Consider the following 20,728-nt stretch of genomic DNA (forward strand, 5'->3'; position numbering starts at 1 on the left):
GGGCGGGCGAAGCACAGCCGCTCAGTCGGTTGGGCCGAGCACTGGACGGGTGTCAATCGCTTCGTGCAGCACCCGACCGGTCGCGTTGAGTGGCGCCTCAATTCCAAGCAGCGCCGCCAATGTCGAAGCGATGTCACAGGGGTCGGCTTCTGTGAAGTAGCGACCGGGGCGAATGCGCGGTCCGAGCAGGTAAATCGGCACATGCCGGTCCTGGTTGGTTCCGGAGTCGTGCCCGGAAATTTTGTCGTCGGTTTTGTACCAGAAGGGCGCAAGTTGTACGAAGATATCGCCCGATCGACCCGGTTTGCAGCAGCGCCATGCCAGGTAGCGGAATTGCTCGTCCCTGGAAGGCATGGGTCCGGACAGGTCGCTCTCAAGATACACTTCCGAAACGCCATCATATTCCTTGAGGATTTCGACCGCCTTCTGCATGGCGCGTTGCCGATCGGGCTCGGACAAGGTTGCCATCAACTGCCGGTTCAGGTAGCACCAGGGCATGTCCAGGCTTATGACTATCTGGTGCGGCGGGTTGCCGAATCCGGGCGTCGGGAAGAAGCTCTGCAATTGATCGTTCAACCTCGCCTCGACTGTGGGAATGTCGAAGATGCCACCGCCGAGTCCCAACTTCTGAGTCAGCAGCGGGGTTGATGTGGCGCCGTGATCGCCGGTGAGAGCGATCAGGCATCGGTCGAGCCCGACCACTTCGTCAAGTGATTTCAGGAGGCGAGCCAACTGCCGGTCCGTTTGAACCGTCACATCCTTTGTTTCGAGGCTGTCGGGACCGAAGTAGTGGCCGACGAGATCGTTGGAGGACAGGCCGATGCAGAGCATATCGACGGCGCTGCCGCGGCCCAGTTTTTCGTTCGTGAGGATGCGTTCGGCGAGATCGATGACCAGTTCGTTGCCGAAGGGCGTGCACCAGAGCGCGGAGTAGTAGTCGCGCGGTTTATCCGGATTAAACGTCGGCAGGGCGTGCGGGAATGTCGATCCAAAAGCCGGATGGCTCATCCAGTCTGAGTCAAATGGATGGCACCCCGCGTAATTCGCCTCGGGGAGCAACAGCTCCCATTTCCTTCCGAACCATCGATCGGCCGGTCGGTCGGCGTTGAACGCAGTGACGTATTCAGGAAGTGAATCGCAATACCATGTGCTGGAAATGAACTGGCCAGTGGAGAGGTCCCACCAGAAGGCCGCATCCGGTCGCTTACCCGCCATGAAGATTGCGGCCCGGTCCTTTAGCGCGACAGAAAAGACTCGTGAACGTCGATCGGAGAGCTTTATCTGGTCGCCCAGCCCTGGACCGATAAGCCGCCATGGCGAAGCCCCCGGCGTGGTCGTCTGCGAATGCATCGGGACTGGCCGTGTCTGGGGATCGTTGACGGCATGAATGCCGTTCGGGCCGGCATCTTCCGGGAACCACTTGTTGGCGACGATGCCGTGGTAGCGGGGTAATCGACCAGTTCCGACGCTGGCATGCCCTGGGGCGGTCTCCGAGGAACCATATGTGTACCTAGCGTTCACGAAGAGCGCGCCGTGGTTCTGAAGGCGCCGAAATCCATCCTGGGAAAAGTCCTCTTCAAATCGGGTGACCAAGTCGCCACGAAGTTGATCCACGACGATCAGGACGACGAGCTTCGGTTGGACGGCCGAAGCCACGTTTGAAATCAGCATGCAGCCGGTAACGATTAATGTGGACAACGCGGCCGTTCTGGTACTCATCTGGTGATAGCTCTTTCTTTGAATGCGGTTCAAGGGGTCAGTCCGCATACAAGGCGGTGTAGGGTGTTCGCCCCCCAATAGTCGGATTTTCGCCACTCTAGCTTGGACATTATCGCGCGGCAAAGGGCTGAAGGCGATGCGATTGGGGTTTGCATTTCGTGACCTTTTTGCGAGTTTTGGCGTGATGAATTCAGGTCCGTATTCAATTCGTCTTGAAATCAGGACAAATCTAATGTCGGAATTGTTCCAACACGAATTAGGCTTCGTTATCGCCGTTGAAGCTGAGTTGGTCTAGTCGCCATGAATCGAACGAGTGCCAATCAATCATCGGTCGGGCCGGAAGAAATGACAGGGCAGGCCATGTCAAATCTGACCGCGACCGCGACGCAGTTGCCATCTGAGGATGGCCACTGCCCGGCGACGTTTCAGTCGAACCAGTTGCCGGATGGGTACGATTCTGCGGCGGCCATGACCGCGCCGGATGCGGTGATCGTGGTTGATCGGGCGGGATTGATCGTCGCGTGGAATGTCGGGGCCACGCGGGTATATGGGTATTGCGAGGGGGAGATACTCGGTCGGCCGTGGACTGTGCTCGCGGGCGCGGATCGTCATGGGACCCTGCGACGCTTACACCGACGCGCCTGTGAAGGCGTCCAGATTGACGCGGTCGACGACGTGCATATTCGAAAAGGCGGAGAGAAGTTCGACGTACGAGTGTCGTTCTCGCCGGCGCGGCGTGATTCGAGCGAAATCGACGGCGTGGTGATGATCAGTCGAGACGTGACGCAGACGAATCGGTTGCTCGCCCAAGCTGCCGAACTTCAGAGCGTGATCGATTCGCTTCCGGTACTCGTGCTTTATCTCGATGTTGAACTGCGTGTGCGGTTTTCGAATCGATCGCCTCTTCGGACCTGGGTCGGGGCGGCCGGCGAACTCAAGGGACGCCATATCCGCGATGTGCTGGGTGAATCGATCTACGAGAAGCGTGCTCGTTGCTTTGCGGAGACGCTTTCGGGGCGAGCGGTCGATTTTGAATATCACATCCGCGAACAGACGGGGAATCTTCAGTTCTTTCAGGTTACGCTGCAACCGGATCTGGATGCGTTCGGCGGCGTCAGAGGTCTGATTTGCGTCTTCACGGACATATCGACGGTCAAACACAGCGAAGCCGAACTGATCAGCAGCGAGAAGAACCTTCGCGCTCTGAATGAAGCCCTGCCGTTCGGCATCATCAAGGCTGATGACCGCGGCCGAGTGTACTATGCCAATCGCCAGTGGTTCCGAATGATGGAGATGAAGCAGTCAGAGTCATTCGGGGAGGAGTGGATCGAGGAGGTTGTTTCAGAAGAGCAAGCGGGTCTTCGTGAAGATTGGCGGCGTTCATTCTCCGATGTGGTGGAGCTAAATCGAGAATTTCGTGTCGGCGAGGCGGGCCGGACGAGATGGGTTCAACTTCAACTGCGGCCGCTGTTTCTGGACAGCGGACTGTCTTTTTTCGGCGTGCTTCGGGATGTCACGGAGGCGCGTGCCGCGCAGCAGCGTTCGGCAGAACATGCCGCGGCGCTGGAGGCGGCGAATCGCCGGCTGGAGGCGCATCATCAGGAGCTGGAGGCGGCGAACCGCGCACTGATCGCCGCTAAATCGCAAAGCGAGGCCGCGACGCGCGCGAAGAGTGAATTTCTGGCGAACATGAGTCATGAAATTCGCACGCCGATGACTGCGATTCTCGGATTCGCGGAAATGCTGATGCTGCCGGACACCTCGCCGGATGATATGCGTGAGGCCGCGGACACCATCCGGCGCAACGGCGTGCATCTGCTGCAGCTGATAAACGACATTCTTGATGTGTCGAAGGTGGAGGCAGGGAAACTGGAGATCGAGTCCGTGCCCTGTTCGCCGCATGACATCGTCATGGAAGTGATGGAGCTGATGCAGGTTCGGGCGTCAGCGAAGGGTCTGACGCTGGTTCACGAGTTTCGCAACGGGCTGCCTGACGCAATCATGTCCGACCCCACGCGAATTCGGCAGATTCTGTTGAATCTTGTCGGCAATGCCGTGAAGTTCACGGAGGTCGGCGGCGTGCAATTGGTGGTTGAACGAAAGTACACGGGCAGGACGGGCGAGCAACTGATCATCGAAGTGCATGATACGGGGATCGGGATCGATCCGGAGTTCATGCGGACGATGTTCGAGCCATTCTCGCAGGGCGATGTGACGACCACGCGTCACTTCGGCGGCACGGGACTGGGGCTGACGATCAGCCGGCGGCTGGCCCGGCTTCTTGGCGGCGATATCCATGTCCAGAGCACGAAGAACGTCGGGAGCGTCATGACATTGATACTTCCGTGTCGTCCGACTGAACAGGTCGCCGAGACCTCCGCCTCGCGGGATGTCGTCGCGGGCGGCACGTGGGAGACGACCTCGCCGTGTCGAATTTCGGGTGACGAACTGGCGGGATGCCGCATTCTGTTTGCGGAAGACGGGCCGGACAATCAACGATTGATCAGCCGGCTGCTCACGCGCGCGGGCGCCGAGGTGACCGTGGTTGAGAACGGGCTGCTGGCGGTCGATGCCGTTCGAGCCGCCGGGCGGGTCAATCTGACGATCGATGTGATTCTGCTCGACATGATGATGCCCGAGATGGACGGCTATGAGGCAACTCGAATGCTGCGGCGCGATGGATACCGCGGGCCGATCATCGCGCTGACCGCTTCGGCGATGCAGACGGACCGGGATCGCTGCCTCGCAGCGGGCTGTGACTGGCATGCGAGCAAGCCGACTTCCCCTCGGGACCTGATCGCCGTGGTCCGCCAATTCTACCCTCGCCAATCCTAGCTTCTCCATACATTACAGGCGCTCGCATCGTCGCGCGGCCCTGAGCGGCCATTGCGATGGGCAGCTGCTTTCGGCTCGTCCAGACCGCCTCAACCGCGACGATTCTCGGTCATTTCATGTAGAACGGCCACGTTGTAAGATGATGTTCCGGTGAACCTACATCCGGTAAGGAGTGATATGGAAATGCAAGTCGACTTGAATCAGTCGGACGCGCGCGGCGGAATCCGGGGACGTATGAGTTTGTTTGTCCGCCTCGGCTGCTTGCTCTGTCTGACGGTGGTGGGGTGCGAGAAGAAGAGCGAAACGCCTGCGGAAGCGCCTGCCAAGGCATTTGACCTGACGCGGCCCACCGTGGACATACGGATTGGCGCGATACTGATGCAGCAGGATCAGTTCTTCCGGGCGAACGAAGCGGGCATGAAGGCTGCGGCGAAAGAGTTCGGCGCGACGATGACCGCTCAGAATGCCACGGGTGCGCTGGATAAGGAAATTTCGCTTGTGGAGTCGTTGATCAATCAGCAGGTGCGGGCGATTGTGATCTCACCGCTGTCCGAGAAGGCGTCGGTGAATGCCCTGAAGAAGGCGCACGACGCCGGCATCAAGATCGTGACATACAACAACTCAATCGACGCCGATTTTCCCGCATGCACGGTGGCGAGCGATCAATCCGAGATCGGGGCTTCGACCGGCCGAGCGGTGGTTGAGTATGTTCGAAAGCACCGCAAGGGCAAGGCCAACATCGCGATCATCGGCTTCGCCAGCCAGTTACCGGAGCAGGGCAATGCTCGTCTGGAGGGGTTCAAGCGAGAGATTGCAAACCTACCGGGCATCAAGATTGTCGCGGAGCAGGACGCATGGATCGCTTCGAAGGCGGCCGAAGTTGTCAGTGAATTGCTTGTGAAGAAACCGGATATCATCTGGGGTGCGAACGAAGGAGCGACGGTCGGCGCGGTGACGGCAGTTCGGAATGCCGGCAAAGCGGGCAAGATCGTCGTATTCGGCACGGACGTGAGCAAGCAGATCATCGAGTTTCTCATGGCTGACGACAAGATTCTGCGGGCCGTCACGGCCCAGCGGCCGCGTGACATGGGTTATCTGGCGATGGAGGCTGCGATTCGCGCGTCGAAGGGCAAGTCGATGGACTCGAAGAAAGTCGTGCCGGTCGAACTGTTTCAGCGTGGCGACGACGCCAGACTAAAAGCCTATCTTCGGTCGCTCGATCAATGATTCGTGGGAGCTGGTGAGTCGGCGTTCGCCAATCGTGGCACGAATCGACCTATGACGCATACGACTCGGCTTGAGACGATCTCACTACGGAAAGAGTATCCGGGCACGGTCGCGCTTGATGCCGTGTCGGTTTCATTCACTGTCGGCCGCGTGACGGCGCTGATCGGGAAGAACGGCGCCGGCAAGAGCACGTTAATCAAGATTTTGTCGGGGGCGATCCGGCCCACTTGCGGCGAACTGCGTCTGGACGGCCGCGCGCTGGAGCTGCGCTCACCGCGCGATGCACTGGCACGCGGCATCGGCACGGTGCATCAGGAGTTGAGCCTGGTTCCATCGCTCAGCGTGGCCGAGAACATCCTGCTCAACCGTCTGCCGCTTCGGCGCGGTCTTATGTCCGCGGTTGTCGATTGGCGTTCGGCCTATGCGATCGCCGAGTCGGTCCTGGCCGATCTGGGTGTGTCGCTTGACGTGCAAAGCCGGGCCGGCAGCTTGAGCGTCGCACAGCAGCAGATTGTCGAGATTGCGCGTGTGGTATCCTTTCGTCCGCGCGTGGTGATGTTCGACGAGCCAACCTCGGCGCTGGCTCGCACGGAAGTGGAGCGCCTGTTTGAGGCGATTCGCAATCTGGCGGCTCGCGGCGTGATCGTGATTTACATCACCCATCGGCTCCACGAACTGTCGCGGGTGGCGGACGAGGTGACCGCGCTGCGAGACGGCAAGTTGGTCGGCACGATTCCAATTCGCGAGGCGTCCACTCCCACCGTTGTGCGCATGATGTTCGGGGACGCGGCGCCGACGCCGCACAGACCGTCCGCCGTGGAGCCTGGGCCGCCTGTTCTGGAAGTGAGGGACCTGTCATATCGCGACAAGCTGAACGGCGTGTCGTTCTCGGTCGGTCGAGGCGAAATTGTCGGTATCGGCGGCATGCTCGGTTCGGGTCGAAGCGAGTTGCTTCATTCGATATTCGGAAGCCTTCGATATGACCGCGGCGAGGTGCTGGTGAACGGGGAATCGGTTTGCAGGGCCACGCCGGCCGGCATGAAACGTCTTGGCGTGGCCTTGACACCCGAGAGCCGCAAGACGCAGAGCATCGTGCCTCGGATGTCGATACGAGACAACGCGTGTCTGGCCGCATTGCGGCGGATCAGCTCATGGGGTTTCATTCGTGGTTCGAAACAGCGCCGGATGGTCGAATTCAATGTGCGCGAACTTCAGATCGCGGTGTCGAGCGTTGATCGTCCAATCACCTCGCTATCCGGCGGAAATCAGCAGAAAGTGGTGATCGGGAACTGGCTGAACACCGAGCCGTCGGTGATGCTCTTTGACGAACCGACACGGGGAATCGATGTTCAGGCCAAGGGGCAGATATTCGACATTCTGCGATCACTGAGCAGCCGGGGCATCGCATGTGTGTTTGTTTCGAGTGAACTGGAGGAACTCCTGGAAGTGTGTCATCGCATCGTGGTGCTTCACGGCGGCAAGGCGAAGGCGAGTCTGGATACATCGGGACTCACGGTTGATCGGCTCTTCGCGGCCTGCATGGGCGAGGGATAAGACTTGACGGGCGAACGAATATGGAAGCGGCTGCGCCATGCCGTGCTGGAGATTGTGCTGCTCGGCGTGTGCGTCTGGCTGCATTTTCAGAGCGAGTATTTTCTGACGAAGGACAATCTGCTCCTCGTGCTTCGGAATGTGTCGGAGATCGGGATCATCGCGTTCGGAATGACGATGGTTATTATTGCCGGCGAGATTGATCTGAGCGTCGGATCGGCGGCCGCGTTCGCAGGGTGCCTGACCGCGTTTCTGGTTGAGCTGGGATTGTCGCCGTGGGTTGCAGTGCCTTGCACGATCGCGGTCGGCGCGGCATCGGGAGCGTTCATCGGATTTGCCAGGGCGAAATTCAACGTGCCGACGTTCATCACGTCGCTCGCGCTGCTGACGGGGCTTTCCGGGGCGGCGTTCAAACTGACCGGCGGTTATCCGTTATCGAGTTTTCCCGGGGGATTTTCGTATCTTGGGAACGGCTATGTCGCGGGGATTCCGCTTCCTGTGCTGATTTTCGCGGGTGTGTTCGCGGCGGCACATGTCCTTATGTCTCACACTCCGTTCGGGAGGAGCGTGTATGCGGTCGGGGGGAATGCGGAGGCCGCGAGGCTTTGCGGCATCAACGTCACCGGCGTGCGTGTCAGCGTCCTGGCGGTTACGGGCAGCCTTGCGGCGTTATCCGGGATTCTGCTGGCATCGCGCATGAGCGCGGGGAGTCCGGAGGTTGCGAAAGGGTGGGAACTGGATGTCATCGCCGCCGTGATTGTCGGCGGAACGAGTTTGACAGGCGGCTCAGGGCGAGTCTGGGGCACGCTGATCGGCGTCGTCTTCATCGGGGTCATCGTCAATGGAATGCGCCTGCTGGACATTCACGAAGACGGGCAGCTCATCGCGCGCGGAATCATCATCCTGGCGGCGGTACTTCTCTCGAAACTACAGCAGGATGAATAATCGCCCTCCGGGGGGGGGACCAAAGTGCCCGCCGATTGTCAGGACAGAATGGCCACATCCTGGATGGATCGACCGATCAGCCTGCGGACGGCCACCGCGCCGCGGGGCATCTCCGGATTGGCAGGCGACCAGACGATGAGGTGATCCCTGCGATCGTTTACGGCAACGATCAGATCATCACTGGCGAAGCCCCAGCGAAGCTCGTGCATGCTGCGAAACTGTGCCGTTATGCTGTCACCCAGCACAAGCAGATCGAGATGAGGCCGGCCGTCGCCGATCAGGAGTCGCGGGATGCCGCCGCCGGCATGCCATTCGAGGGACTGAACGGGCTTTCCCATTGCAGACCTCAGGGTCTGCATGTCCGGCCTGGAATCACCGATCAGCCAGCGAACGACGGCGCCATCTCGCAGACCGGCGATGGCGTGATGGTCCGCGATGATGAGCGATGTGATTTCCGATGGCGCCGCGAAGACGAAGGCCGGTGATTCATCGCCGGGCCTCCAGCCGATTGAGAGATTATCAACGGCGAGCCAGATTCTGCCGGCGTCGTCGGTCTGCACATCTCGAACAGCCCTGCTTCCTTCCGTGAAATCCGTCAGGCAGAGTTTCATGGCGTCCGGGTGGTCAATCGCCCAGTGCAACAACCCGACTTCGGAGTGCGTCGCGAAGACGTCCTTTGGTGTCAATGTGGCGGCGTTGACTCCACCGCGAAGGCTCTCAGACGGAACGAATCGGAAGGTTCGAACGTGTTCGCCAATTTCATTCAGCACATGCACGCCGTTACGCGCGCCGACGACGATCGATCGCTGGCCGGCCGTCTCGGCGATTCGCACGGATCGCAAAGCGCCCACGTCGTCCGGGAGGGACTGCTTTCGCGCAGGCACCTGAATGTTTGAGGGCTCGAACCAGACCAGGTCGCCTCCGGCAACGAGGAGGATGTACCGCGCCGGATTGGCGGAGACATGGCTCGCCATGAGTCCCTGATAGAGCTGTCCGCGCTGGGCGACGTCAAAATATCTGATAACGTCGGCGACGTGAAAAGCACCACTCGCGCCGGCCACCGATTCGAGCTTCGCGACCATTGCCTTGATTTCTTCGAAGCGGGCTTCGCGCGCCCCGGCTGCCGCTTCGCGCCGGGCATGCTCTTCGCGGTCACGTTCGGCCCGAAGCGCGGCGGCGCGAGATTCCTGTCGAGTCTCCTCATAGGCGGCCGAGTGGAGCGTAATTCGTGGATCGCGACCCAGCGCCAAGCCCGAATCGAATCCGAGTGGCTTGAATAACTCGGCCAATTCGTCGTCGAACTCCTTCCAGGTCGCTGACGAGACGAGATCGGACGCGGCGCGGGCTCGAACGAACTTCTCGGTCGCGGCGTGGACCGCGGCGGCGCAATGCTGATGCAGCCGATCGACATTGACAATGCGACGGCTGCCGACGACCGCCTGCCGGAAGGCTTCGAGATCGATGCGTTCCGGCATGACCTGCACGGAAAGTTTGACGATGGCGCCGAAGGAGAATCCGTCGCTCGACGGCAGGTTGCCGATGGCATATTCGAGCTGGAACGGAACCGATCTCACGAAAAGTATTTCGGCAGCGTGATCCGCATCCACAGTCTGACCGCCGGTCATGAGGGCGGGCTGTCGGCTCTTGCCGTAGCCGAGCGCGATGCATGACGCCGGGACTTGAATCTCGCGTGTGAAGAATCCGAAGAGTTCTTCAGCCGACGCAATGCGTGCGACCAGATCTGGGTCTGTCAGGAGTCTGTTGAGGTCGAATCTTTCGGACATGGGTCACGACTTTGAATCAAGGAACTCCATCTGTCGCCGGTATGCCGCCTTCGTCTTCGACCCTGAAAGGCTGCGTCAGTTCGCCTCCGCGAACTGCTCGAAACGGATCAGGTCTTTTTTCGAGACGCTGGGCGGTGTCGCTTTGGTCATCTGCTCCAGATCTGATCTGGAGATCGGCCGGGGCTCGCCGCCTCCGACGGCTTCCATGAAGGGTATCGTCGCAGCTCGCTCGACGATGGCCTTGATGTCGGCACCGCTGTAACCATTCAGGCGTTGGACCAATTCCCCAAAATCCACGTCAGTCCCGACCGGCCGCTTGCCGAGGTAAATCTCAAGCAGCCGGTGCCGCGCAGGGGCATCAGGCAATGGGACGTACACCTTCGAATCGAAACGGCCAGGCCGCATCATGGCTGAGTCCAGTGCCCACGGTTCGTTCGTTGCTCCGACGAACAGGAGCGGCCGGCTTCCCTTGCGATCGAAGCCCTCGATTTCCTGTAGAATCTGCGGCACGACCCTCGTCATGACGCTGCTGTTGGAGTCTCGTCGGCTCGGGACGAGCGCTTCAATCTCATCTATGAATATAATAGCTTTTGGTTCGGCCTTGGCCGCTTCAAAAAGTTTGCGAATATTCTGCTCGGCCTCGCCGACCCACTTGCTGAGCACTTGTGCGGGCGAGACGACAAACATTGTCGCTTCGATTTCCTTCGCGATCGCCTTAGCAATCATGGTCTTCCCAGTGCCAGGCGGGCCGTAGAGCAACAGTCCGCCGCCGACACCGATCCGATATTGTTCAGCCAGTTCGGGATGCGCGAAGGGGTAGATCATTTTGAGCCGGATTTCATGTTTGACATCGTCAAGTCCGGCAATGTCATCGAAGCCGATGTCCGGCACCTCGCGCACGATCCAGTCTCCGGCTTTTGCTCCGGAATCGTCGCCATCCTTCGCGGCGGCGCGTCGATTCGTGCGCTTATCTTCGACCCGTTGATCGCATTGTCGGGCAAACTCGATCAGTTCCGCTGCCATCGCCTTGCGCCGATTGCGCTGCGCGGCGTCGGGCGTTTCCGCGGCGATCTTTATCATCGCGTCCGCAGCCTGCATGAGGAACGGCTTGGCGGCGGCATAGTCACCATTCTTATAGGAGGCCAGGCCCCGGTCCTTCAGACGCTCGTAGGTTTCGTATGAGACAGACATATTCTCTCGATTATCGCGGATGATGTCGGGAATATGCAAACTCGGATTCGCGTTTCCCTCGGCTAAGAGGGTTTTGGCTTACAGCTTTGCGATATTTGCAGTGGCGGAAAGGCTCAGATCGTCCCGGCGGCCGTTCACGAACAGATGATAGCCCAGTGCGGCGATCATGGCGGCGTTGTCTGTGCAGTATTTCATCGGCGTCAAGTGCAGCGCGATCGGCCCGGGCGGGCCCTCGGCGGCCTTCGTTGGCGAAGAGTCCACTGGGGTGGCGACGGGAGTGGTGTCGGACGCGCGGCCGGACTTCGACCTTTGGCGTTTTTCCCGGTTGATCGCATGGCCGGTCCCCGCCGCGCAAGCAACCGCCAGCCGGTCACGGAGCATGGAATTGGCCGCGACGCCACCACCGACGACCACCGCTCCGACACCGGTTTGCCGAACTGCGAGCATTGTCTTATCGACCAGTACGTCAATGACGGCTGCGCTGAACGAAGCGCAGATGTCGTCGAGATCGCTTTCAGTCAGTCGGTCAAATCCGCCGGTGGTCCGGCCGGGACCGTGGACATGGTAAAGCACCGCGGTCTTCAGCCCGCTGAATGAGAAGTCGAGCGAGTTTGGATCGAGCCGGGATCGCGGCAGACGCACGGCATCGGAGCGACCCCGCCTGGCGCGCTTGTCGACGATCGGCCCGCCGGGGAATCCGAGCTGCAGGATGGACGCAACCTTGTCGAACGCCTCACCGGCTGCGTCATCGATGGTCCCGCCCAGGAGTCGCACATCAAGTGGACTGAGCACATGGTAGAGAGAGGTGTGTCCGCCGGACACGACCAGCGCGATGGCCGGCCACGGGTGCCGGTCCAAGTCGATTGCGGCGCTGGTGGCGTGGGCGTGGATATGGTTGACGCCAACGAGCGGTTTAGTCCAGCTCCATGCGATTGTTTTCGCGGCTGTGACCCCGACAAGCAGCGAACCTATCAGGCCCGGACCGCGTGTCACTGCAATGGCATCAATTTCATCGATCGTCGTGTTTGACTGGGTCAGCGCCTCGCGGATGAGCAGGTCGAGCTTTTCGATGTGAGCGCGCGAGGCGATCTCCGGCACGACGCCGCCGTACTTCGCGTGCAGATCGAACTGTGTTGCAGTGAGGTTGCAAAGCACCTGGCGACCGTCGTCGACGACGGCAACGGAGGTTTCATCGCAGCTTGTTTCAATGCCGAGGATTCGTGTCATTTTCGAATTATAACAGGGTTGTGAGCGATTGCGTCGATCCCAATGCATCCTTCTCAGGAACGCCGCGTTGCGAGATCCCGTGAATCGGCCGCATTGGGTTCCAGCTTCTTCTGTAGTATTTCCAGGGCCTTTCTGAGCTGCGGGTCGCGTTCAATCAGGCGATCGGATTCGCGTGCCAGTCGATCGGCTTCGATCGATTCGGGAGGGGCGCCGGCTGCGTCCTCGGCTGAAGCCGCGTCCGCGCTGGTGGTTGCCGTCGATGTGGTTCCCCCGGCATGATCGGCGATCGGACCGGCGCCGTTCGAAGTCCCCGTGTCAACCGTGGGCACCGGTTCACGAGAGATTTCCCGCCACGCTTCGGCCCAGAGCCGGCGTTCCTCGGGGCTCAACGCGACGACCACATTCGGAAGCACGCCCCACGACCCGGCGCGATCGGCCTCGGGAGTGCGATGAATGCACTCACCCTTGAAGAGGTAGTAGTATGCCGTTGTCAGCTTGATGGCACCATGATTGCCGGTGAGTGGTACGACCTCCTGTACGCTGCCCTTGCCATAGGTTCGCTCGCCGACCACCACGGCGCGTTCATGGTCGCGCAGCGCACCCGCGACGATTTCCGCGGCGCTGGCTGTCGTGCCGTTGACCAGCACGGCCACCGGAATTCGCGGATAAGTGCCTTCGCGCGAAGCGAACCACTGCTTGGTGTCCGCCTTTCTGCCGCTGGTTCGAACGATCAGGCCGGATTCGAGAAATCGATCGGCAACTTCCTTCGCACTCTCCAGCAGTCCGCCTGTGTTTTCCCGCAGATCGACGATGAGCGCGCGGACGCCCGCGGTCTGAAGCCTGTTGAATTCCTCGTCCAGACGCTCATCGACGTCTGTTGTGAATTTCACCAGACGCACATACCCGATACGCAGCTTCGGGTCGAGCATGAAATGCCAGCCGGACGGCCCGCTGCGTGCCCAGCCGTGAACCGGGTTGAGCTTGATGGCCGCCCGATAAAGCACCAACTGACGAGGTTCGGCGGATTGAGTTGAGTCACTGGGGCGAATGATCGTGATTCGAACGGGTGAATCAACCGGTCCGTTGAGGAGGCTATTCACGGCCTCGACCAGGGGAACACCAACCACCTTTCGGTCGTCGACGTGGGTGATGATATCTCCGGGGAGAATTTCGGCTCGGACGGCGGGTGAATCCGGCTCGCGGCTGAGCACTTCAAGGCCGAGATCCACTGGCCAGACCTCCACGCCGATTCCACCGTAGAGCCCGTCGGTGCGCCGCTGAAATCGGTGATAGTCCTGATCATTGAAATAGGCGGCGTGCGGGTCGCCGAGATCGCGGATCATTGCGTTAATGGCTGAATCGACCGCGACATTCACCATGTGTTGATCATCGACGGGTTCGGCGTATCGCCGCTGAATCTGCGAGCACGCATCAACCAGCGGGCCGAAGGCATGGATAATCGAGTCTCTTCCGGCGATGAACTGAGGAAGCTGCCACATCAGAAGCGCGATGGCCGCGACGATGAGAATCCACGCGAGATTGCGCTTGGGCATGAGTGCTCCCGGTCAGCATCGCGACAAATCGATCCAGCGACGGTGAACCAAAATTCTCGGTCAATGCGGCTGCTGCGTCAAGAAAATGAGCCGCGCGTTGTTCTCGTGCAGGAGCGATCTTCGTGACGAATTCGGGATTTCATCAAATGATGCCGCGATGGTTCGTGGATTCGGTTTGCGATGCTGCGAGGAATTCCTATTGCCGCGCGCGGAAGCTTGCCGCATAATTCGCTGTGTATTTCCGGTCTTCAGGCTGCCCCACGGAGGACCCCGCGATGAGCCTTTCATTTGGCGCGCATTGCGACGACTTTCACATTGCGACGCGGTTGTTCTTGAAGCTTGATCTCGGGTTGGAGCGAGAGACCGTGCTGCATTTCTTCGACACGGTCCGCCGAGAGTTTCCCGGCATGCGGCGATTGCGGCGACGTGAGGATACGTCGCTTCTGCTTGAAGAGGACGAGAACGATCGCGGGCAGCGGCGCTGGCTTCGGCTTGATGAATCGACGCTGCGGATGGGGCATCACAATCCGACCGAGTTGGAGGACGCACGGCGATATGCCGGGACGATCCTGAAGCTGGCTCCGTACCATCTTACCCTTGGCGATCTGGATTATGATCACATCGAGGTGGTCTTCGGATTCGACCTTGAGTACCGCGGTAATCACGATCAGTTGATCGCTGAGACATTCTTCTCGACGGGACCGCTGTCCGGTCTGACGAATCATCCTTCTGTCGCTCACACGATTGATGCTCAGCCGTTCATGGGTATGGCTTTGAGCGATCGATGTGACACGCAGGCGTATCTCGAAATCAAGAGTCGCACGAGCACATACGAGGTCCGTACGGGCCAGTATGAGTCGCAGCCCCTGAGCGTTTTTCTGACTGTCCGGCGTTTCTTCGGCTTTCATGAGGGCGAGAACCTGCTTGGCGTGCATCAGGAACTGACGGACATCGGCATGGAATGGGCGGCTGAGCGGGTCGTTCCGATGGTGATTCAGCCTCTGGCGCAGGCCATTGCATCGCGCCCTTAGGGCCGTCCGAATCCCGCGTCTCCAACCGGAGTCATGCGGCCTGCATGGCTCGATCCGACAAGCCGCGCCGGCCGGATAGCGGTCTTCGTTGTCATCTCGATCGCACCAGACTGCGTCCTGACGGCCGAGGCCGGCGGTCTTCGTGAGTGCCTCGCCGGGACTCGAGCAGCAGGATTTACCGCATGAGCGCGACCTACGGATCTGATCGCAGTCATCGAGCGGCATGGCACGGGCCGTTTTGCTTCGTGTTTTCAATGTTCGTCGCCGCATTCGGCATGACGATCGCGCGCGGGTCGGTAGCGCACATGGATATCATGCAGCGCGAGCAGACTGATCTCCGGATCGCCGAAGGACTGCGAAGCGCTCCGATGTTTGGCGCACGGCCGACGCTCGAGCCGGCTCGACTTCGGCTTCCAATGTATGTCAATGCGTTGGCATCCTGGTGGACCGGACGGAGCGATCTCGCCCAGTCGCGCGATGTCAGCGCCTTTGCTGGGGCGGTGACCGTGGTCGCCGCCGCCGGCCTTGCGAATCTGCAATTCGGCATGGGCACCGGTCTGTTGACTGCGGTGCTTTTGGCCTTCGCTCCGTATTTCCTGGCGTACAGCCGGCTGGCCATGACCGAGGGCGACGTTTTTTTTGCATGCTTTGCGACTCTTGGTCTCTGGGGATATTCATCCTACCTGCGAGCGCCGACGGCCGCTCGATGGTTGCTGGCCGCGATACTCTTTGGTCTTTCACTCGGGACGACGGTATTGGCCTTTTTCCTGCTGCCGGTGTTCTGGGTGCTTTCGGCCACGACTTACTCAGAGCCGGCGTTTCGCCTGTCGCGTATGCCCGATCACACTCGTCGGCTGAATCGCCTGCTGGCATGGCAGTTCGCCATTATTCTCGTGACGGCGTTGATCGCGCTTCTGGATCGTTATCCTCCCGATCAGCCGGGGCTGGAGTTTGTAGCGAGGCATGCCCGGACCTCGGCCATCGTGGGATGGGGTGTTCTTGCGCTGATGTGGCTCGCTACGATCGTCTATGTGCTTTCGATCGGGATCCTCTCACGCAGCCGCGGGGAGCGGTTCCGTGCCTTTGCGGCGATGGGGTTCAGCTCATTTTTCGTGTTGATGCCGGTCCACCTGCTGGATCCCTGCATTGCGCGAGAACTGATAATTCGCGGCTTCACCTGGGACCATCATTGGCCGTTCGCGTTGATACTGGATCAGCTTCGGCTTTGTTCCGGCGTACTGCTGCTGAAGCTGACCGTACCCGTGGGTATTGTCACGGTTTTGGCACTGATCTATGCGATGTTACGTGAGCGTGAAGACAGCCGCTGGCGGCCCTGCATCGTAGCGACGGTGATCTTTGTGATCGCACTTTGTTCGCTGCCGCAGCGACAGAGCTGCCTCCTGATGGGAATTTATCCGCTCGTGGTCATTACGACGGCCGGCGCGCTGGTTGGCACCATTCGATGGGTGCGCGAGCTGCGTTCCACCGGATTGATCGTCGCATGGCTGCTTGTGTTTGCTGCGGGCGTCGCGATTGTCGGGTTCGAGTCTCGCCGGGCCTGGCCGGACTATCAGGTATACGGAGCGGAGCTGCTGTCGGACCGGACGAACTGGCGATGGCTTGGAGCCGATTCGCGTGGGAGCTGCAATTTGATTCAGACGTCGTGCGATGGTGTTGAGTCTGTTATCGAATGGTGCGAATCAAGTGACACTGTCTTTCCTGGAGCGCGCGTCGTGAGCTTCTTTTGGGAGGATGGCATTGTGCGGTCGGCGTTGCCGGAACGACCCCGGTATGTTTTTGTTCCGCGCGGTGGGACTTCAGCGTCGGACGAATTGCCCGCGCCACCGGCCATCCACAATGCCGATTTTGTGCTGCTTCATGTCAACAATGTGCTGGGATATTGCGGCCACTCGCCGGACATGCCCGCCGCCGACGAATTGAACACGCTCTTTGAACCGGTATTCACCGTAAAGCGCGGCCCGCTCGAGGTTGCCTGGGTATACGGCCGGAAGCCACGTTGACGCACGGCGACCGATCCGGCGCGGTTCTTCCGGGGACGGAGCGTAGTCATCTCGATTTATGGCACGCAGACCGGTGTTTCTCGACCGTCATGTGCTGAAAAAGCCCTGTGGTATTGACATTTTTTCGCGTTTTCGAGCGGCGGAGGCGATTTTTCTTCGATTTTTCGCGGAAATTGGTCGAATCCAATTATTGAACTTCCGCGCCGACGGACCGAAGGATGCGGCCGCCACGGAAGGTGGGTTCTTTCAAGGAGTCGCGCATGGCCCAATCAAAGAAGATGTCGAAGTCCGGCCTCATCAGCCACATCGCCGAGAAGAATGAGATGAGCAAGAAGCAGGTGATCGCATTCATGGACACGCTGGTGAACGTCGCCTACAAGGAAGCGCGGCATGGCTTCACGCTGCCCGGCATCGGCAAGTTGGTCCTCGTCAAGCGAAAGGCTCGAATTGGACGAAACCCGGCGACGGGTCAGCAGATCAAGATTCCAGCGAAGACCGTGGTGAAGTTCCGCGTCGCGAAGGCCGCAAAGGATGCCATCCTGACGAAGTGAATGCATACTGATTGCAGCGGCTTCACGGTTTGTTCCTGATCACCGCTGACAGTTCATTAAATGATCGACCATCGCCCGGTCGATGTCGGCGAGTTATCGACTCGTCTGCGTCGGTCGGGCGATCTCGCTTGCGCAAATCATGAGAATATCGGGAGTGTTACAGGAATCGCGCGATCCGATTTGCAACAACCTGATTTTGTCGGCATGGTTGAACGGGTGAAATGATCCAAGTAGACTTCATGGAGTTCAGTCCGGAGTGCGGTGGTGCGGCACGATCGCATCGTTCAACTGCCGCGTCCTCGAATCCTCGCTCAGTCCCCTCGCGAAGGAGAATCCACCAGATGATGCATAAAAGACTCTTTACACTGCTTTCGTTTTTTACGCTTGCCGCCGGGGTCGGCATGTCGGCAGATAACGGATGCCAGGGTCCGGATTTCTCTTCTCTTGCCGGATTGTGGTCGATCGAACGCGGCTCGCTTGAAGCAAAATTCACATTCACGATCAACAACGGCGGCGAAGTGACACAAAACTCAAGTGGCGGCGAGCTCCAGCCGCTCGATCCCGCGGATTTTCCGGAGCAACTTGCCGATCTGGTGGCACAGTGGAATGAAGGTCTTGATGATTTGAACGCGGCGGTTGATGACGCAATGCCCGACCGCGTGATCGTCACCTTCCCAGGTTCTTTCCAGATGCGAATTGCCAATGCGGAAGATCCATTGAAGAACGGCACGGGGCTGATTAACGAAAACGCCCAGTACGGATTTGTCGCGATTCTTGGCGGCGGCGGCAACGGCAGTCAGCAGGGTGGCGGCGGTGTACTCGATGTGTCATCGATTGAGGGATCTTTCAATGTGCCAGCTCGAACGACTGCCGGCAAGGTGGTTCGACGGCTGATCGTGGGCCTGATCGGTTCGAATGATTCGAGCCTGTCGTTTGTTGCGGAACTCACCGTGAACTACACTGGCGCGTGGATCGACGAGGTGCCGCTTGACAACTCCAACGGCAATTCGAACAGCAACGACAATCTTAACGCCAACGACAATGCGAATGACAATAGCTGAACGCGAGAGGGTCTGATTGAGTCCAGTTGATATCGTGCAGGCCGGGCGACAAACGATCTGTCGGTAACGTTCAGATTAGTATGCGGCGCGAGAAGCGGTTCGGCGGATACAGGCGTGAACGTCACATGAAGAGGCCGCGCTATTTCCAGGTGATCGCGACTCCGGCGAAGACCTGATTGTCGTTCTGCGCGGGATTCTCGCTTCCAAAAACGTACCCGTTCGAGATGTGACGGAAGCGATATCCGGTCAGGACGCTGACGTTTTCGCTCAGCCGCCATTCGAGACCAACCGCATTGTCCTGCGTGAAGTTGGTGTGGGTGCCGTCTTCCGGCACGCTTCGGCTGGACTGCATGAGCCCGCCACTGATTTCTCCGTACAGGCCGACGGGTTTTTCGAGTAAATCAAACTCCCAGAAGTAGTATCTCACGCCGAGGTTGAATTCTCCGGCGTAGGCGTCTGGTCCGGCCAAGTTGTAATTTCGATATGGCGTTACGGATCCGCCCACGGCGAGCCGATCCTTCAGAAAGTATCGATAGTCCACCGCGATCGCGGCGTTGTCGGCGCGGCCCAGCCCGTCGTGCCAGACGGTTTCACCTTTGATGGCATGTCCGAATGAGCCGCTAATGCCGATCTGATGCTCGCCTTTTCGGTGTATGCCGCCGTTGCAGCCGGGCTGCGTCGCCAGCATGAAATGAGCCGCGAATGCCAGGGCGAGCTTTCGGGCAAGTACGTTGGGAATCGGCCGGTTTTTTGCCATGACATAATCTCGGCGGGCCTGGACAGCTTCGTGAGTTCAAGTTGGTCATTCTTTCGCACGCCGAAGCGGCTTGCAAGCGGCGACGGTCGGATACAATGCCGGAGCGGAAAGTTAAGCGGAGCATCATAGGGGTTCGGTAATGGATTTTGACAGCAGTCGTGCGCCAGAACCGGTCGGGGCGTTTCCACATGCCAAGCGCGTCGGCGATTTTCTGTTTCTATCGGGCATCGGTCCGCGAAAGCGGGGAAGCAGGGAAATCCCCGGCGTCACATTCGGTGCGGACGGCGCGGTGGTCGCATATGACGTCAGGATTCAGACGCTGGCCGTATTTGAGAACATTCGATTTGTCCTTGAAGATGCCGGCGCTCGATGGGAAGACATTGTCGATGTGCAGGTGTTCCTTACGGACATGAAGAAAGATTTCCAGACCTTTAACCGGCTGTACGCCGAGCACTTCGCGGGTCCCGGAAAGCCGAATCCGACTCGCACGACTGTCGAAGTCGGCTCGCTTCCGACGCCCATCGCCGTTGAATTGAAAGTGATCGCGGCCGTCGGGCGCTAGCGGGCGATTGATTCAGGCATTGAGCGAAGTATCGCACGAACGGGGCTGGCGTCGAAACCGACGAGGCGCAGCGGCAGCGCTATTAGTTCATAGATCCCCTCCGGCACGTCATTGAGTGCAAGTCCTTCCAGAATCGCCATGTCATTGCGAAGGAATGCCGCATGCGCCGGCAGGTCTTTTGAATCGATCAGGTCAACGCTTGGTGTGTCGATACCGACGGTGACGACGCCGAGGCCGTGCAGGCCATCGACGAGGGCTGGATCGAGCGCGGCAAAATCGTTATTCCATCGAAATGGGTCAGGAAACGTTCCTGTCGCGATCAATAGTCGGGGCGGCAACTTCAACATTTTCGGTTGACCACGTTCTTCGGCTGCGCGCCGCTCAACTGGCTCAACGCGCAAACGGTCCAATGCCGCTTCGACGGCAGACCGATCGACCCGCGCGCCGCGAGCTACGCCTACGTGTGCCACAAGGCAGGGGCCGAGGTAGTAGTCCAGCGCACGTTGATCGATCGCCGGCGCGTCTTTGCCGTAGTGGTTCGGCCCGTCGGCGTGCGCGCCAAGATGGACGGTGGCGCGCAGCGTTGACAGCGTGATGGAGTCTCCGCGATGTATGTCGCAGAGTATCTCTCGCGACGCGGATGTGTCACCCGGCCAGACACCAAGCGTCGGCGTGATCGGAGGAGAGATATCATAAAGCATGATCGGTTTCTC

16 protein-coding genes are annotated in these 20,728 nt (G+C 59.6%); 9 read left to right on the forward strand and 7 right to left on the reverse strand.

The window, feature by feature from the left end; genetic code table 11:
- Positions 1-21 precede the first annotated feature (21 nt).
- Positions 22-1,719 (reverse strand): alkaline phosphatase family protein, encoded by a 1,698-nt coding sequence (locus KF841_13700; protein MBX3396412.1) that lies wholly within the window; start codon positions 1,717-1,719, stop codon positions 22-24.
- 360 nt (positions 1,720-2,079) lie between these two features.
- Here KF841_13700 and KF841_13705 point away from each other — a divergent pair, with 360 nt between their 5' ends.
- The 4 genes from KF841_13705 (at position 2,080) to KF841_13720 (ending at position 8,277) form a co-directional block, all read left to right on the forward strand.
- Positions 2,080-4,554 (forward strand): PAS domain S-box protein, encoded by a 2,475-nt coding sequence (locus tag KF841_13705; protein MBX3396413.1) that lies wholly within the window; start codon positions 2,080-2,082, stop codon positions 4,552-4,554.
- A gap of 234 nt (positions 4,555-4,788) precedes the next feature.
- Entirely contained in the window at positions 4,789-5,781 is a 993-nt protein-coding gene (locus KF841_13710) for a substrate-binding domain-containing protein (protein ID MBX3396414.1), read from the forward strand.
- Positions 5,782-5,832: 51 nt separating this feature from the next.
- The gene (locus tag KF841_13715; protein MBX3396415.1) at positions 5,833-7,335 is read left to right on the forward strand and encodes a sugar ABC transporter ATP-binding protein; all 1,503 of its coding nucleotides are present in this window, start codon (positions 5,833-5,835) and stop codon (positions 7,333-7,335) included.
- A gap of 3 nt (positions 7,336-7,338) precedes the next feature.
- Positions 7,339-8,277, forward strand: coding sequence for an ABC transporter permease (locus tag KF841_13720; GenBank protein ID MBX3396416.1), 939 nt, complete (start codon positions 7,339-7,341; stop codon positions 8,275-8,277).
- Between the two features lie 38 nt (positions 8,278-8,315).
- Here KF841_13720 and KF841_13725 read toward each other — a convergent pair whose 3' ends face one another.
- From KF841_13725 to KF841_13740, 4 genes are all read right to left on the reverse strand, one after another.
- Entirely contained in the window at positions 8,316-10,061 is a 1,746-nt protein-coding gene (locus KF841_13725) for a hypothetical protein (protein MBX3396417.1), read from the reverse strand.
- Between the two features lie 75 nt (positions 10,062-10,136).
- Positions 10,137-11,252, reverse strand: a complete 1,116-nt coding sequence (locus KF841_13730; GenBank protein ID MBX3396418.1) for an ATP-binding protein — start codon at positions 11,250-11,252, stop codon at positions 10,137-10,139.
- 78 nt (positions 11,253-11,330) lie between these two features.
- On the reverse strand, positions 11,331-12,479 hold the full coding sequence (tsaD, locus tag KF841_13735) for a tRNA (adenosine(37)-N6)-threonylcarbamoyltransferase complex transferase subunit TsaD (GenBank protein ID MBX3396419.1): 1,149 nt from the start codon (positions 12,477-12,479) through the stop codon (positions 11,331-11,333).
- 53 nt (positions 12,480-12,532) lie between these two features.
- Positions 12,533-14,032 carry a S41 family peptidase gene (locus tag KF841_13740; GenBank protein ID MBX3396420.1) on the reverse strand — a complete coding sequence of 500 codons (1,500 nt, stop codon included), beginning with the start codon at positions 14,030-14,032 and terminating at the stop codon, positions 12,533-12,535.
- 275 nt (positions 14,033-14,307) lie between these two features.
- On the opposite strand from KF841_13740, the gene KF841_13745 reads away from it, so the two are divergent.
- The 4 genes from KF841_13745 to KF841_13760 all read left to right on the forward strand — a co-directional run bounded on the left by KF841_13745 (position 14,308) and on the right by KF841_13760 (position 18,696).
- A complete protein-coding gene (locus KF841_13745; protein ID MBX3396421.1) occupies positions 14,308-15,063 on the forward strand; it encodes a hypothetical protein in 756 nt (251 codons plus the stop codon).
- A gap of 182 nt (positions 15,064-15,245) precedes the next feature.
- Complete coding sequence (locus KF841_13750; protein MBX3396422.1) at positions 15,246-17,084, forward strand: phospholipid carrier-dependent glycosyltransferase; 1,839 nt, start codon at positions 15,246-15,248, stop codon at positions 17,082-17,084.
- A 260-nt stretch (positions 17,085-17,344) separates the two neighbouring features.
- Complete coding sequence (locus tag KF841_13755; protein ID MBX3396423.1) at positions 17,345-17,635, forward strand: HU family DNA-binding protein; 291 nt, start codon at positions 17,345-17,347, stop codon at positions 17,633-17,635.
- A 341-nt stretch (positions 17,636-17,976) separates the two neighbouring features.
- On the forward strand, positions 17,977-18,696 hold the full coding sequence (locus KF841_13760) for a hypothetical protein (GenBank protein ID MBX3396424.1): 720 nt from the start codon (positions 17,977-17,979) through the stop codon (positions 18,694-18,696).
- A 139-nt stretch (positions 18,697-18,835) separates the two neighbouring features.
- Here the strand turns inward: KF841_13760 and KF841_13765 are convergent, their stop codons facing one another.
- A complete protein-coding gene (locus KF841_13765; protein ID MBX3396425.1) occupies positions 18,836-19,453 on the reverse strand; it encodes an acyloxyacyl hydrolase in 618 nt (205 codons plus the stop codon).
- Positions 19,454-19,592: 139 nt separating this feature from the next.
- Here KF841_13765 and KF841_13770 point away from each other — a divergent pair, with 139 nt between their 5' ends.
- Positions 19,593-20,015: a RidA family protein gene (locus tag KF841_13770; GenBank protein ID MBX3396426.1), complete on the forward strand. Its 423-nt coding sequence runs from the start codon at positions 19,593-19,595 to the stop codon at positions 20,013-20,015.
- Here the strand turns inward: KF841_13770 and KF841_13775 are convergent.
- Positions 20,012-20,716: a cyclase family protein gene (locus KF841_13775; GenBank protein MBX3396427.1), complete on the reverse strand. Its 705-nt coding sequence runs from the start codon at positions 20,714-20,716 to the stop codon at positions 20,012-20,014. The two genes, KF841_13770 and KF841_13775, sit on opposite strands and share 4 nt — an antisense overlap.
- Between the last annotated feature and the right edge of the window lie 12 nt (positions 20,717-20,728).

It is taken from the genome of Phycisphaerae bacterium (assembly GCA_019636475.1).
Lineage (GTDB): Bacteria > Planctomycetota > Phycisphaerae > UBA1845 > UTPLA1 > JADJRI01.

What these genes read in the sequence shown, in the direction of transcription:
- KF841_13755 (MBX3396423.1), top strand. Translation starts at nt 17,345, where the DNA reads ATGGCCCAATCAAAGAAGATGTCGAAGTCCGGCCTCATCAGCCACATC.
- KF841_13765 (MBX3396425.1), bottom strand. Translation starts at nt 19,453, where the DNA reads ATGGCAAAAAACCGGCCGATTCCCAACGTACTTGCCCGAAAGCTCGCC.
- KF841_13745 (MBX3396421.1), top strand. Translation starts at nt 14,308, where the DNA reads ATGAGCCTTTCATTTGGCGCGCATTGCGACGACTTTCACATTGCGACG.
- KF841_13760 (MBX3396424.1), top strand. Translation starts at nt 17,977, where the DNA reads ATGATGCATAAAAGACTCTTTACACTGCTTTCGTTTTTTACGCTTGCC.
- KF841_13770 (MBX3396426.1), top strand. Translation starts at nt 19,593, where the DNA reads ATGGATTTTGACAGCAGTCGTGCGCCAGAACCGGTCGGGGCGTTTCCA.
- KF841_13725 (MBX3396417.1), bottom strand. Translation starts at nt 10,061, where the DNA reads ATGTCCGAAAGATTCGACCTCAACAGACTCCTGACAGACCCAGATCTG.
- KF841_13705 (MBX3396413.1), top strand. Translation starts at nt 2,080, where the DNA reads ATGTCAAATCTGACCGCGACCGCGACGCAGTTGCCATCTGAGGATGGC.
- KF841_13750 (MBX3396422.1), top strand. Translation starts at nt 15,246, where the DNA reads ATGAGCGCGACCTACGGATCTGATCGCAGTCATCGAGCGGCATGGCAC.
- KF841_13740 (MBX3396420.1), bottom strand. Translation starts at nt 14,032, where the DNA reads ATGCCCAAGCGCAATCTCGCGTGGATTCTCATCGTCGCGGCCATCGCG.
- KF841_13775 (MBX3396427.1), bottom strand. Translation starts at nt 20,716, where the DNA reads ATGCTTTATGATATCTCTCCTCCGATCACGCCGACGCTTGGTGTCTGG.
- KF841_13730 (MBX3396418.1), bottom strand. Translation starts at nt 11,252, where the DNA reads ATGTCTGTCTCATACGAAACCTACGAGCGTCTGAAGGACCGGGGCCTG.
- KF841_13710 (MBX3396414.1), top strand. Translation starts at nt 4,789, where the DNA reads ATGAGTTTGTTTGTCCGCCTCGGCTGCTTGCTCTGTCTGACGGTGGTG.
- KF841_13700 (MBX3396412.1), bottom strand. Translation starts at nt 1,719, where the DNA reads ATGAGTACCAGAACGGCCGCGTTGTCCACATTAATCGTTACCGGCTGC.
- KF841_13715 (MBX3396415.1), top strand. Translation starts at nt 5,833, where the DNA reads ATGACGCATACGACTCGGCTTGAGACGATCTCACTACGGAAAGAGTAT.
- tsaD (MBX3396419.1), bottom strand. Translation starts at nt 12,479, where the DNA reads ATGACACGAATCCTCGGCATTGAAACAAGCTGCGATGAAACCTCCGTT.